Below are 13,221 nucleotides of genomic sequence, written 5' to 3' on the forward strand. Positions count from 1 at the left end.
AAATCCCATGACTGACCCACTCGATTTTACCGGCAAACGCATCCTTGTGATCGGAGGCTCTGGCGGGATTGGCAATGGCATTGCGCAAGCCTTTCGGCAGCGCGAAGGCGAGGTGGTTGTCACCGGCACGCGGCCCGATGCAGGCGACTATCTGGAGGCCGAGGATAGCGACTTTACCGGCCTGACCTACCACCAATTGAATGTGATGGACCGCGAGGCAGTTGATGCTCTGCCTGATGCGATGCTGGAGCCTCACGTGCTGATCCAGTGCCAAGGGCTTGTGCGCTATGGGCAAGAGGAATTTGCGCAAAAAGGCTGGGACGATGTGGTCGATGTGAACCTCAACTCAGTAATGGATGTGGCGCGCGCTTTCCATTCCGGTTTGGCGGATACGGGCGGCACGATGATCGTCATCTCCTCCGTCGCGGCGTTCAATGCGGTGATCGGCAACCCGGCCTATGCGGCGTCCAAAGCTGGCGCGGCGAGCCTCGTGAAGACTCTGGGTATGGCTTGGGCGAGGGACCAAATCCGGGTGAATGGAATTGCGCCGGGTCTGGTGCCGACCAAAATGACATCGGTGATGACCGACCACCCCGAGCGGCTCGAGGCGATGGTGAGCGGCATCCCCATGCGCCGCACCGGCACGCCAGAAGAAATGGCAGGGGCAGCATTGTTCCTCGCCTCGCCTTTGTCGTCTTACATGACCGGGCAGACATTGGTGGTCGATGGCGGGCTGACTTTGTCTTGAGCGAAGGGGGAGGCAAAGCTTTCCTACATGGGCAAATCTGTGCCATTTTGCGCAGCATGATTGACGCTCAAATCCCGGCCAATTGCTCCCGTTTTGGGAAGCCAGAGTTTTTAGCCCCAGGACCGTGTAACATGCGGTCCATGTCTCAGCTAAGTGCTTGTAAACGCTCAAGTGGCGTGTTGGAGAGAGAAATACGATGAAATACACCCGGCTTGGCAATTCCGGCCTCTCCGTTTCGCAGCTGTGTCTGGGTTGCATGAGCTATGGCGATACGACCAAAGGCTGGCACGGCGATTGGCTGTTGGGTGAGGAGGTGAGCCGTCCGTTCTTCAGGCAAGCGCTGGAGGCGGGGATCAACTTCTACGATACCGCCAATGGCTACTCCGGCGGCACGTCAGAGGAGATCACAGGCAAGCTGCTGGGTGAGATGGCGAACCGTGATGAGGTGGTGGTGGCGACCAAAGCCTTCATCCCTTGGCGCAATGCTCCGAACACTGGTGGCCTCTCGCGCAAGAGCCTGATGCAAGCGGTCGATGACAGCCTGACGCGGCTGGGCATGGACTATATCGACCTGTTCCAAATCCACCGCTGGGATGACCACACTCCGATCGAGGAGACAATGGAAGCGCTCCACGACATCGTGAAGGCGGGTAAAGCGCGCTATATCGGTGCATCGTCAATGTATGCATGGCAGTTCGCGAAGGCGCAGGAGACGGCGCGCGCAAACGGCTGGACCCGCTTCATCTCGATGCAAAACCAGCTCAATCTGCTCTACCGCGAGGAAGAGCGCGAGATGCTGCCCCTGTGCGAAGCGGAAGGGGTAGGGGTCATCCCATGGAGCCCATTGGCGCGCGGGAGGCTCGCACGGCCAGCAGGCGAAGAGACGGTGCGCAGCCAGACCGATGGCGTGGGCAAGATGCTCTACAAGGACGCTGATGAAGCTGATCGAGCGGTGATCGACGCGCTCGAAAGCGTGGCGAAGGCGCGGGGCGTGCAAATGGCGAGCGTGGCGCTCGCATGGCACTTCAGCAAGGCTGCGGTGGCCGCTCCCATCATCGGCGCAACCAAGCCGCACCACATCGAGGCTGCTGTGGCTGCGCTCGACATCGAACTGACCGCTGAGGACGTGGCAGCTATCGAAGGCCCCTACCGTCCCAAATGGCCCACCGGCATGGGCATGGCGATGCCAGCGATGGATCAGGTCACTGTCCGATAACGCATACGAAAAGGGCCGCTTCTCAGACGCGAGAAAGCCCTTTCCTACTTCAATGTGGGTGAGTATCAGAACTCAGCCTTCACTCCGACAGAGAACGAGGTGCCCACGTCAAACGTGTTGAACTCAATCCGGTTGCCATCAAGTTCTTGGAACTCGAAGTTGTCGCGCCCTGTGATGTTGCGGGCTTCAAAGCTCAGCTCCATCGGGATGCCCAAATTGACTTCAGTGCGGGCGACAATGTCGATGGAGAGGCCGGGATCTTCAACGAAGTCCGGCTGAGCGCCAGCACGCTGGGTCACACGCTCACTGGCGTAGTTGAAGAGCACGGTGATCTGCTGGGTCTTCTCGGTGTCTTCGATGCCGAATGACAGGTTTACGAGGTGATCCGACTGGCCCACTAGCGGCGCGCCATCATCGAAGATGAGGCTGGCGAGCTGGTTGGGGTTGCCGGGCACAGGTGAGAGATCGCCCTCACCAACCGACAATTCGGATTGCGTGTAGGTGTAGTTGGCAATGATAAGGAACTGCTTGGTTTCCCAGAAGGTCCCGCCAAGGCCATACAGATCGATGCCGTAAACAGCATCAAACTCAAGACCGAAAAGCTCAGCAGAAGGAGCGTTTGCAAAGCTAGTGAAGACCTGACCTGATGCGACGTTGAAGGTCGTCTCAATCGGGTTGTCGATCTCCTTGTAGAAGCCTGCAAGGCTTACCCGGTTGGGACCGCCCAGATAGTGCTCCGCACGGATTTCGGCATTGATCAGCTCACTGTCCTGCAGCAGCGGGTTGCCTTGGAATAGGCGGTTGGATGCAGGATCGAAGAAGCGCTGTTCGATCAGTTCACGGAACTGCGGGCGTGCGATGGTCTTGGAGGCAGAGGCGCGCAGTTGCACATCGTCGATCGCCTCCCAAGTGATCGTGCCACCGGGCAAGAAGTAGTCATTGCCGATGGAGGTGGGCGTGGCGCCTGCAACCGGCGTGTTGAACACGGATTGGTCAAGCGCGACGTTCTGGTCAGCGTCTTCGTAGCGAACGCCCACTTCGAGGGTCAGGCGATCAGTCGGCAACCAGCGCGCAATGCCGTAACCCGCTTGGATCTCTAGCGCGGCGTCGAACACAGGAAACGGCGTCGCTTCGGTCAGACTGACGTTGAAACCATCAAGTGTCGCTTGGTCAATGATGCTGCCCGGACGGCGCAGCCCGAGCGCAATCGCGGCGGTTTCGCCAAGTGCGGGGTTCGCAGGGTCAGGCGTGATGAACGGACGGAACTCGCGGCTTTCTGAGCGGCGATCCGTGTCGGTGTATGCATAACCGACGGTAAGTTCGAAGTTGTCTGTTACCTCATAACCAAGGTCGAAGCTGCCAAAATACAGCTCTTCCTGCAGGTCATCAAAGGAGACCGTTGAAATGCCGGCATCGGAAAGCTGGTTGAAGTACGCAACGAACAGATCACCGAACTGATTGTCGGAGAAGTTGGTACGCGTGTAACTGAAATTGGCGTTGAACGGGGCCTCGCGGTCCGTCCGCGCGTACCCAGCGCGAAAATCGACATTGAACCGGTCAAAGTCGAGCTCACCCACGACCTGCGTATCAATCAGCTGACGTTCGAAGAAAGCGGTTTGCTGGTTGATGAAGTCGAAACCGGTCTCACCGGGGAAAATGTCGAATGACTCCTGCAAACGCGCGGTTTTGAGGGTGTCGCGAATATATAGGTTGGTCCAACGCACGGTGTGCGGTCCAAAATCGAGGCCAAAGCTGAGGAGGCCGTTCACCAACACGTTCTCATCAGTGATAAAGGTCTCGTCCTGCTGAAACACTTCGGACAGGTCATTGCTACCGCGTTGGCTCAAGACCTGACGATTGCGCAGGCTGTTCTTGAGCGAGGCTGTCGCGATGATGCCGAGATAGGTGTCGCCGCCCAGCTCAAGCGAGAGACCGCCTGTGATCGAACCTGAGAAGTTCGGACGCTGCGAGTCTTCGCGTTGCAAAGTGACGAGGCTTGAGGGGAACAGTTCCCCTGCAATGCCCTCAGCCGTGGCAATATCGACCGCACTGATGCGCTCACCACTGTCGAGGAATGCTTGAAGGTTGGTCGGAGTATCGCGCAGGCCGGTGTCGAACCCGAAAGAATCGAGGTCCGAACCGGGATAGGTCAGGCCGTTTGAGAAAGTGGTTTCCGTGTCGCCGCTTGCGCTGAAGCTGACAGAGAGGAAGTCTTCGGTAGGTACAGCCTTGGTGGTCAAGTTGATCACGCCGCCGCCAAATTCGCCAGGGTAGTTTGCCGAATAGGTCTTCTGAACCAAGGAAGAGGCGATGACGTTGGTCGGGAAGATGTCGAGTGGAACAACGCGGCTAAGTGGTTCCGGGCTTGGCAAAGGAAGGCCGTTAAGCAGGGCCAGTGAATAGCGATCGCCAAGGCCACGAACAAATACGCGGCCATCACCAACCAGCGATAGGCCTGTCACACGGCCGAGAGCCCCAGCAATGTCGCCTTCGCCCGTGCGCGCAATGTCTTCATCAGAAAGCACGTTGAGCACCTGCGTCGACGAACGCTCTGGATTGCGGTTGCGACGTCCCGTCACGATGATGCCTGAACCGCCTGGAACAGACACATCAGGTTCGTCGAATTCTTCTTCTTCAACGCTTTGCACATCCTGCGCTAGCTCATCCTCGCCCGCGCCAGTTGATTGCGCATGGAGAACTGATGGGAAGGAAAGTGACGTGGTAAGAAGCAGCAAGCCCGCCAGACGTGTTCCGGTCGACATTATGCGAGACCCCCTCATGATTTAGGTCTTTGAATTGAAAGCGAGCCTATGAAAATAGGCCCGCTCAGATAGATGCGGGGAGGCGCGTGCAAATGCCGCGCCTCCCCAAATTGAGTTGCGCGATTAGCTGACTGGCAGAGACGTGCAGGCGCCGCTTGCGCTGGCAAAATCCATTGTCGCAGAATTGCAGGTCCAATCGCCAAAGTCGGCGGTCAGGTCAGCCTGAACTGCGCCAATCGCGGTGGAGGTAGAGAAGAAAGCCGAGCGGGCAGTTGCATCAAATACGGTGACACCGTTCTCATTCGCTCCGTTCACCAATGTGTTGGTAAGCGAGAGCGTGAACGTCACATTGTTGTTGGTGCCCGCATCGACAACCGTTTGAACTTCCGCATCAGAGACACCCGAAGAGCCGCGAACTGGACGATCAACGCCGTCGCAAACCACTGAGTCAAAGCCGATAATCGCCGCCAAGGTGATCTGCTCGTCAATCCGAATGCAGACATCGCCCGCGCTGTCGACATCGATCACGCCATTGGTGAGACCAAGTGCCGGACCGCCACGAGCGCGTACCGCTTGGCTCGACGATGATGAGCGTTGCACGAATGTGAAGTTGTTGATGTTCATACGGCTCTGCGGCAGCGCATTGCCCGGCGTGCCGTCGCCCAAGTCGTCTGGAGAATCAAATTCAACAATGCTGTCGCCTGTTGAGGCGCGCTGTACAACTACCACGGTTTCGAGGTTGGCTTGAACGCCGGAGTCCGCGTCGATTGAATCGTCCGAAGCGCCGATCACAGCGAGGTTGGTCATGTTGACCTCACCACCGAAGAACTCAACGCCATCGTCAGAGCTGTTGAACGACAACAGGTTATTGATGACGGTGCCTGAACCGGTGCCGCCAGTGGTCAGCGATTGTAGCTCATTCGACTGTTGAAGTTCGAAACCCGAGTAGCGGATTTGGTTGAAAGTGAATGAGCCTGAGCTGTCTGCAGGGTCTGTGCCGCCGAACGGTGTGGCGACCGTTGTGCCTTCAAGCTGCTGTTCGCATTGCGGGTTAGCATTTGGGTTTGCCGTGGTGTTGAAGACCTGTGTCGAGCAGTCCGAAACGGGTGCGCGTCCCAAAAGAACTACGCCGCCCCATTGTGCTTGGCTGTTGTCGCCAGCAACACCGATCACATTGTCGCGGCTAGTCCAAATGATCGGGTTCGTCGCCGTTCCATTGGCTTCAATGGTGTTGCCGCGATTGACGACGAAGAAGCTCTCGCCTTGAGCGAAGAAGATCACACCCGGCTCAACAGTCAAGGTGACATCAGTTCCGGTGCTGCTGAAACCTTGGTCGGTGCCTACGTTTACGCGGTCAACGATTTGGTAAAGCAGACCCTCGATTGCTGGAAGACTGTCATCGACATCAAAGGTCGTTGGCAAGGTGCAAACGCGATACTCACCAGTTGGGCCAGGAATAGTGCCTGCATCCGTCAAACCGCCGGTCGATGCGATGGTGGGGCACCCCGCCGCTGGAGTAACATTTCCAGTACCGCCGGTTGCCGTGGGGGTGGGAGTTGGCGTGGGGTTATTGATGATGATGTCACCACCAGTGCCGGGCGAGACAATTTCATCAGCGCCGCAGCCAGCAAGTGCAACAATGCTAGCGCCAAGAACGAGAGTGCGTTGGATGTTTTTCACAGCAAGCGGTCCCCTAAAAACCGAGAATCGGAACAATGCGAGTTGGCTCGCGAGGAGACCGCTAGGCGCGCTGTGTGACAGAATTTTTGCGTCGCTTAAGCCAATGCGTAACAATCGTCACAATGCCAAATTATGACATTTCTGACCTATTAAATTCCCAAAAGAGTCTTCAAAATGACATTTTTGAGACAAATTAAACGATTGAAAAAAGGCGGAAAAATGTGAAGTTATCTCACTGAATATGACAATGTTACAATGATGTTGCATTTCCGTGAAACTAATGTCATTATTCACTCAATGATTTTGGAGATGACACAATGACACGCGTGACCCTCAAGCCTTTCAGCATTGCACTTGCTTTGGCTGGTTCTGCTCTTTTGACGCAGCCTGCTTTGGCGCAATCGAGTGAGGTAGGAGATGAAACGCTTGCGGCCGCGACATTGAGCCAGGGTGAAAGCGTGCGCGCAATTGCGCTGCTAAAGACCGCGCTTGATGAGCATCCCGGTGATCCTGCGATTTTGATCAACCTTGGGATTGCGTATGCGCAAGCTGGTAGTGACGCAGAAGCGCGCGCCAGTTTTCAGGCTGCTCTTGAAGGCGGCGAAGTAATGGAGCTGCAAACCGCCTCTGGCCGTGATACAGATTCGCGACGTCTCGCACGCCGTGCACTTGGCATGCTCGATCGCGGGGAATTCCGCACGACTATGCGCCCATCTCGGCAATTCACATTGCGTGAGTGATCAGCCGTCGCGCTTTGAAAGTCATCGAAAATGGGGTGGATCGAGCTGAAGAGGTCGGTCTGCCCCTTTTCTTTTGGTCAATCGAAGCGCGAGTTTGGTCACAAGACTAGTACGGCGACATCCGTCCGTATGATGGTGGTTAAACCAAAGGCTGTCACCTGCGTGTCATTTACGATAGACAATAGAGAGCTTCTGGAGGGCCCGGAATGATTCTCGCACGTGCAAGCACATACTGTCTTGCCGTCTCAATGGCGTTGATTGCTACCAACGCCAAAGCAGATGTCATGGAGCTGGATGCAAGCGGCGCCCGCTGGGTGGCCGGCGGTAACTCTGTGCTCGTTGGTGCGCCAGCAGCGCCCGCACACAATCAAACCGCTCAAACGGACTTAAGCGCTGTGATCGTTCCAGAGGCGATTGTCGGCAACACGACTAGTAATGCAGCCGGTATTCCGGCTCGATATGCTGCAAAGATCCAGGAACTTGCACAACGCTTTGACTTGAGCCCCAGTCTGCTAGAAGCACTGGTCTGGCAAGAAAGCCGCTGGCGTGAAAATGCGGTCTCCCATGCAGGGGCAAGGGGGCTGGCGCAACTGATGCCGGGCACGGCTCGCTATCTTGGCGTGAATCCCGATGATCCGATGCAAAATCTTGAGGGCGGCGCGCGGTATCTGCGTGAACAACTCGACAGGTTTGATGGCGATCTTGAAAGGGCTTTGGCTGCCTACAATGCTGGGCCAGGCCGCGTGATCCGCGCCAATGGCATTCCCAATATTCGCGAAACGCAGAATTACGTCGCATCGATTATGGGGCGCCTGTCCAACCACTCTCGACCCGGCCCGACGTCGGCTGGTCGCTAGACACAGGATTTGGGCAGGGCCTCCGTTTAAAGGAACATGGAACATAAAATGATGTCGCTTACTCGTTTTTCGGCCCAAATGGCTGCTTTGCTAACCGCGTTGGCATTGCCAAGCGCGGCAATGGCGCAGGCTGTTAATCAGGGCACTAATCAAGGCGGTGATCCGATCACCAGCGCTTTGCTGTGGATGCAGGGCATCTTGCTTGGCCCTATTGCAACCACTGTGGCTGTGATGGCTGTGGCGGGAGTGGGCTTCATGATGCTCACTGGCCGGATGAATTGGCGCTATGGCGCAACGGTAATCATCGGTGTGTTTATTATCTTTGGCGCGCCACGTCTGGTGGCGACTATCAGCGGTGCAGGGGTAGCATAATCAACGCATGACAGACCTTGTCCGCCATCCTGTTCATCGCACGCTTACGCGCCCGCAAATGTTTGCAGGCGTGACGATGAACTTCTTTGTCATCAATATGATGGTGACGACGATCGCGTTTCTCATCCTGTCGGACTTTCTGACCAATACGTTGATGCTGCTGGCTTTCTTGCTGGTGCCATTGGTGACGCATTTGATTGGCTATTTTGCGAGTCTTCGCGAACCGCGAATTTTTGATCTTTGGATCACCAAAGTCTCAAAATGCCCGCGCGTGCCCAATTTCAAACGTTGGGGGTGCAATAGCTATGCGCCCTGAGAACGTGTCTGAGGCCTCATAGGGAGGGGCTAGATATGGCAAAGTGGATCGGACCTGCGGCATGGAGCGCCAAAGAAGCGCGCGTTGGCGATCGCCTGCCTTATGAGCGGCTCATTGACGAAAACACCGTGTTGCTGCGCGATGGATCAGTCATGAGCGCGATTTAAGTGCCTGGACTTTTGTTCGAAACCGAAGACTCCGATGCGCTCAATGCACATGCAGCGACGCGCGAAGTCGTCTTGCGCTCCACGCTTGATGCGCGATTTGTCCTCTATCACCACGTCATTCGTCGCCGAGTTGAGGTGGAGTTAGACGCTGAGTTCCCGGACACCCTTTCACGCCATATAGATGCTCGCTGGAAAGAGCGGCTTGCGGGCGGATCGTTGTTTATTAATGATCAGTTTGTGACCCTGATCCGGCGCCCAGCACGGGGCAAGACGGGTTTGCCAGAGCGGATGGCGAAGTTCTTCTCCCGCACGGCTGCAAGTGAATTGGAAGCAGACCCCAAAGATATTCGCAGCCTGAAAGCTGCCGTCACGGGGGTTACCGCCTCGCTCTCTGCCTATGGCGCAGCGGTTCTCGGGGATTACAACACGCCAGATGGCGGTGGTACAAATTCGGAGATGCTCGAACTGCTCTCCGCGATCTATAACGGTGAAATGCGACCCGTGCGTCGCCCGGCAAGTGATACCGATATCGGGCACATGCTTCCTTATCGCCGCGCTAGTTTTGGCTTGGATGCGATGGAGCTGCGGGGCAGCGGCAATCCCGATTTTTCAGCCATTCTCGGGCTTAAGGATTATCCCGAGGCAACCTCTCCGGGCCTGCTCGATGGGCTCTTGCGGCTGCCATATGAGATGATCGTGACTGAGAGCTATGCGCCAAATGAGCGCACTACGGCGCGAGAACGAATTGATCTGGCGTTACGTCGTTCGCGATCGGTTGATGAAGAGGCTGCGGCTGAGCGAGCCGATATGATGGCGGCGCGTGATGCGCTGGGTAATGGCGGTGTCGGGTTTGGCGATCACCATCTGACTGTCCTAGTACGAGAGCGTGCTCTGGATCGGCTAGATGACGCAACGGCTGCGTGCTCAGCTGCGCTCGCAGATACCGGTGCAATTGCCGTGCGCGAAGACACCAATCTTGAGCCGAGTTTCTGGGCGCAGTTCCCTGGCAATGAAGACTATGTCGTGCGCCGCGCGCTCATCTCGTCTGCCAATATGGCAAGCTTTGGTAGTTTTCACGGCTTTGCATTGGGGCAAGCGGCGAACAACCATTGGGGCGATGCGGTGACTTTGCTGGAAACAACCAGCGCCACCCCGTTCTTCTTTAACTTCCACCACGGCGACCTTGGCAATTTCTCGGTCATTGGTCCTTCGGGGTCAGGCAAGACAGTCGTTATGAACTTCCTTGCAGCCCAAGCGCAAAAGTTCAAACCGCGCACGATCCTGTTTGATAAAGATCGTGGAGCAGAGTTGTTTATTCGCGGCATTGGCGGCACGTACGACCGTATTAACCCGGGAGAACCAACCGGCTTCAACCCGCTTTCGCTGCCCGATACGCCTTCGAACAAGGCTTTCCTGCGCGATTGGCTGGGTGTGCTGCTAGAGGCCAATGGCCCTGAGGAATTTGCCACTATTAGCGCAGCTGTCGATGCGACTTACGCGAATGATCCGAGCTTGCGTCGATTGCGCCACTTCAAAGAATTGCTTTCAGGCGCTCGGCGCCCTGAACCGGGTGATTTAGCAGACCGTCTTGCTGCATGGATTGGATCAGTCACTGGCGATGGCGGTGAACATGCTTGGCTGTTCGACAATGAGATAGACGCGCTTGACCTTGATCAGCGCGTGCTCGGCTTCGACATGACGCAACTGCTCGAAAACCCGCGTTTGCGCACGCCGACCATGATGTATCTCTTCCACCGTATTGATGAGCGGTTGGATGGCGAACCCACCATGATCCTGATTGATGAGGGCTGGAAGGCGCTAGATGATGAGGTTTTTGCCGCACGCATTCGCGACTGGCTGAAAACCTTGCGAAAGCGCAATGCATTAGTCGGCTTTGCAACTCAATCGGCAAAGGATGCACTGGAAAGCCGCATCTCAACCGCATTGGTGGAACAGACCGCCACGATGGTCTTTATGCCCAATAGCCGTGCACGGCCTGAGGATTATTGCGATGGCTTTGGTCTGACAGATCATGAGCTTGCACTGATCCGAACCCTGCCCGCGCATTCGCGGTGTTTCCTCGTGCGTCAGCCTGATGCGAGTGTGGTAGTACGGCTCGACCTTTCAGGTGCGCCTGAGGTCCTCACCATCCTTTCAGGCCGCGAAGCAGCCGTACGCCGCCTCGATCTGGTGCGCGAAGCTGTGGGTGATGAGCCAAGCACCTGGTATCCTGCGCTAACCAACCGCGCTTGGCCCGACGGGTCGAGCGATGTGGACGAGGATGGAAGTCCGATCTGGCAGGCTGCCGAATGACGACCACGTGCGACCTTGCCGCCCAAGACATGGGCACGGGCGTCGCTGCGGCGCTGACTGCGGTTGATTGCATTGCAAGCGAAGTGAGTGAGCAGGCGTTCAGCCGGTTGTTTGGCTCCGATGGTCAGCTCGGAATGGTGCTCACCATCGTGCTGACGCTTTACGTTGCGTTCTTCGGGATCAGCCTGCTGCTGGGCCGTTCGAACATCTCAATTCGCGCTGTCATTCCGAAAATGATGACGATCGGGTTGGTTCTAACTTTCGCAACAAGCTTCGCGGCCTTTCAAACGGTATTCTACAATCTTGTCGTTGGCGGACCCAACCAGATCGCAGGCATCCTAACCGATAGTTCCGGCTCTGCGACGGCGACCTTTGCGACCAAGCTCGATATTGTTTTCCTCGCTGTGCAAGAGGCAAGCACGGGGCAAGAGGATATCAGCGCCTTTTCACCACCAGGCATGATGTGGATCGGTGCGATGCTTTTGCTGATTGGGACGGTCGGCCTGCTCGTAACCGCGCGCATCGGACTTGCTCTGTTGCTTGCAGTGGGACCGATTTTCGTTGTCCTCGCGCTATTCAACGGTACGCGCGGGCTGTTTGTGGGTTGGCTCAAGGGTTTGGTCATGCTCGCATTGGCTCCCCTTTTTGCAGTTGTCGGTGGCTCCATCATGCTGGAAATGGCGGTGCCAATCCTTGCGGCCCTTGTCGCTGTGCCGGGAGAGATCGACCAGCAAGCTGCGATGGGTTTCTTCCTTGTCGGATTTGTCCATTGCATGTTGATGCTGATGGTCCTGTTTGTTTCCGCCAAAATGGTCGGCGGCTGGCAGGTGTTTGGACTCGCCACCCCGGACAAAGCTGACACGCGCGGTGTCGATACGCCTCAAATGACGCCAACTGCTCAGCCTTTAGGCGCTGCCATAGATCGCGCGCGTCAAGTGGTCCCCACGGCTTCCAATGCGGCGGTTCCGCGTCGTATCGATGTCTCTGTGCCGACCGCAATTGCGGCAAATGACACGATGGGCTCTACTGGATCAAACACAGTGCGCGAGACAAAGGTTTTTGCAACTTCTTCAGGCGGAGGTCAGGCCGGTTCGAATAGCCAGTCTGCTTCACGTACACGCGGAATCGGTAATCGGTTCCGTCCAGTGGGCGCCAGCGGTGCTGCTCGAAAATCGGAGACACAATGATGATCCGTGCCGAATACCTTCGGCTGCCTGTTATGGGCCTTATGCTTGGAATTGCCATTCCGGCTTCTGCGCAAAACAGCACCGCACCCGCCGAGCAAGTGCGAGCCAACGATCCGCGCCTTGTTACAGAGACATTTGATGAAAGCCGGGTCTTCACCATTCGCGGCAAAACTCGTGTCCAGACGACGATCAAATTTGGCCCCGACGAAGTGATCCAGAACGTGGCTGTGGGCGATAGTGCGGTATGGCAGATTCAGCCCAATCAGGCGCAATCGATCCTGTTCGTGAAGCCATTAGAAGCAAATGCCCGCACCAACATGACTGTTGTGACGAGCCAGCGCACCTACTTGTTCGATCTGGTTGCATCTCCGCGCAACCAACCGCTTTATGTCTTGGAGTTTCGCTATCCAGAATTGGAGGCAGCTCAGGCTGAGGCTGCACTTGCTGCAGCAGAAGCTGCAGAGCAGGAGGCGCTCGGCGAACCCAATGCCGTAGAATTGGCAGCGGCGAGTGATCCTTACGCTGTATCCGATCCAGCCTTGCTCAATTTCGCTTGGGATACGCAGGGTGATCGCGATCTGTTTCCTGCGCGGGTGTTTGACAATGGACAAGCCGTTTTCCTGACATGGCCCGCGGGTACACCGATACCAGCTATCCTTGTGACAAATGCGGATGGAGATGAGGGCCCTGTAAACTTCACGCCGCGCGGCGATACCGTGGTACTCGATATGGTTCCAGCCCAGATAATCCTGCGCTCTGGCCGTGAGAGTGCAACTTTGACCAATACCAATCCTGCGCCTGAGCGCAGCGCAAATGCTGCCAGTGATGCGGTGCGGGGATCATGATGTTCGAACGGGAGATGA

General features: G+C 56.6%; 10 protein-coding genes and 1 pseudogene. 9 read left to right on the top strand and 2 right to left on the bottom strand.

Annotated elements, in window-relative coordinates; translation table 11 throughout:
- Nucleotides 1-7: 7 nt before the first annotated feature.
- Together AC0V6N_RS01965 and AC0V6N_RS01970 are read left to right on the top strand one after the other, a co-directional pair.
- Nucleotides 8-748 (top strand): SDR family NAD(P)-dependent oxidoreductase, encoded by a 741-nt coding sequence (locus tag AC0V6N_RS01965; protein WP_486169916.1) that lies wholly within the window; start codon nucleotides 8-10, stop codon nucleotides 746-748.
- A 196-nt stretch (nucleotides 749-944) separates the two neighbouring features.
- On the top strand, nucleotides 945-1,964 hold the full coding sequence (locus tag AC0V6N_RS01970; protein ID WP_486169917.1) for an aldo/keto reductase: 1,020 nt from the start codon (nucleotides 945-947) through the stop codon (nucleotides 1,962-1,964).
- 65 nt (nucleotides 1,965-2,029) lie between these two features.
- Here the strand turns inward: AC0V6N_RS01970 and AC0V6N_RS01975 are convergent, their stop codons facing one another.
- Nucleotides 2,030-4,726, bottom strand: a complete 2,697-nt coding sequence (locus AC0V6N_RS01975) for a TonB-dependent receptor domain-containing protein (RefSeq protein ID WP_486169918.1) — start codon at nucleotides 4,724-4,726, stop codon at nucleotides 2,030-2,032.
- 123 nt (nucleotides 4,727-4,849) lie between these two features.
- Nucleotides 4,850-6,406 (bottom strand): hypothetical protein, encoded by a 1,557-nt coding sequence (locus AC0V6N_RS01980; protein ID WP_486169919.1) that lies wholly within the window; start codon nucleotides 6,404-6,406, stop codon nucleotides 4,850-4,852.
- Nucleotides 6,407-6,723: 317 nt separating this feature from the next.
- Between AC0V6N_RS01980 and AC0V6N_RS01985 the strand changes: the two genes are divergently transcribed.
- The 7 genes and pseudogenes from AC0V6N_RS01985 to AC0V6N_RS02015 all read left to right on the top strand — a co-directional run bounded on the left by AC0V6N_RS01985 (nucleotide 6,724) and on the right by AC0V6N_RS02015 (nucleotide 13,203).
- Nucleotides 6,724-7,146, top strand: coding sequence for a tetratricopeptide repeat protein (locus AC0V6N_RS01985; protein WP_486169920.1), 423 nt, complete (start codon nucleotides 6,724-6,726; stop codon nucleotides 7,144-7,146).
- Between the two features lie 206 nt (nucleotides 7,147-7,352).
- A complete protein-coding gene (locus AC0V6N_RS01990) occupies nucleotides 7,353-8,003 on the top strand; it encodes a lytic transglycosylase domain-containing protein (protein WP_486169921.1) in 651 nt (216 codons plus the stop codon).
- A 36-nt stretch (nucleotides 8,004-8,039) separates the two neighbouring features.
- Nucleotides 8,040-8,375: a TrbC/VirB2 family type IV secretion system protein gene (locus AC0V6N_RS01995; protein ID WP_486169922.1), complete on the top strand. Its 336-nt coding sequence runs from the start codon at nucleotides 8,040-8,042 to the stop codon at nucleotides 8,373-8,375.
- Nucleotides 8,376-8,382: 7 nt separating this feature from the next.
- On the top strand, nucleotides 8,383-8,691 hold the full coding sequence (locus AC0V6N_RS02000; protein ID WP_486169923.1) for a VirB3 family type IV secretion system protein: 309 nt from the start codon (nucleotides 8,383-8,385) through the stop codon (nucleotides 8,689-8,691).
- Nucleotides 8,692-8,726: 35 nt separating this feature from the next.
- Nucleotides 8,727-11,171 (top strand): annotated as a pseudogene (locus AC0V6N_RS02005) (VirB4 family type IV secretion/conjugal transfer ATPase).
- Nucleotides 11,168-12,358 (top strand): TrbL/VirB6 family protein, encoded by a 1,191-nt coding sequence (locus AC0V6N_RS02010; RefSeq protein ID WP_486169924.1) that lies wholly within the window; start codon nucleotides 11,168-11,170, stop codon nucleotides 12,356-12,358. Before AC0V6N_RS02005 ends, AC0V6N_RS02010 begins: the two are co-directional and overlap by 4 nt.
- Nucleotides 12,355-13,203, top strand: coding sequence for a TrbG/VirB9 family P-type conjugative transfer protein (locus tag AC0V6N_RS02015; protein ID WP_486169925.1), 849 nt, complete (start codon nucleotides 12,355-12,357; stop codon nucleotides 13,201-13,203). The genes AC0V6N_RS02010 and AC0V6N_RS02015 overlap by 4 nt, the downstream gene beginning before the upstream one ends.
- The last annotated feature ends 18 nt before the right edge of the window (nucleotides 13,204-13,221 follow it).

The sequence above is a fragment of the Erythrobacter sp. S57(2025) genome (assembly GCF_057365055.1).

Bases quoted from the DNA above. Each gene is read 5' to 3' on its own strand.
- AC0V6N_RS01965 (WP_486169916.1), top strand. From the start codon at position 8: ATGACTGACCCACTCGATTTTACCGGCAAACGCATCCTTGTGATCGGA.
- AC0V6N_RS01970 (WP_486169917.1), top strand. From the start codon at position 945: ATGAAATACACCCGGCTTGGCAATTCCGGCCTCTCCGTTTCGCAGCTG.
- AC0V6N_RS01975 (WP_486169918.1), bottom strand. From the start codon at position 4,726: ATGTCGACCGGAACACGTCTGGCGGGCTTGCTGCTTCTTACCACGTCA.
- AC0V6N_RS01985 (WP_486169920.1), top strand. From the start codon at position 6,724: ATGACACGCGTGACCCTCAAGCCTTTCAGCATTGCACTTGCTTTGGCT.
- AC0V6N_RS01990 (WP_486169921.1), top strand. From the start codon at position 7,353: ATGATTCTCGCACGTGCAAGCACATACTGTCTTGCCGTCTCAATGGCG.
- AC0V6N_RS01995 (WP_486169922.1), top strand. From the start codon at position 8,040: ATGGAACATAAAATGATGTCGCTTACTCGTTTTTCGGCCCAAATGGCT.
- AC0V6N_RS02000 (WP_486169923.1), top strand. From the start codon at position 8,383: ATGACAGACCTTGTCCGCCATCCTGTTCATCGCACGCTTACGCGCCCG.
- AC0V6N_RS02010 (WP_486169924.1), top strand. From the start codon at position 11,168: ATGACGACCACGTGCGACCTTGCCGCCCAAGACATGGGCACGGGCGTC.
- AC0V6N_RS02015 (WP_486169925.1), top strand. From the start codon at position 12,355: ATGATGATCCGTGCCGAATACCTTCGGCTGCCTGTTATGGGCCTTATG.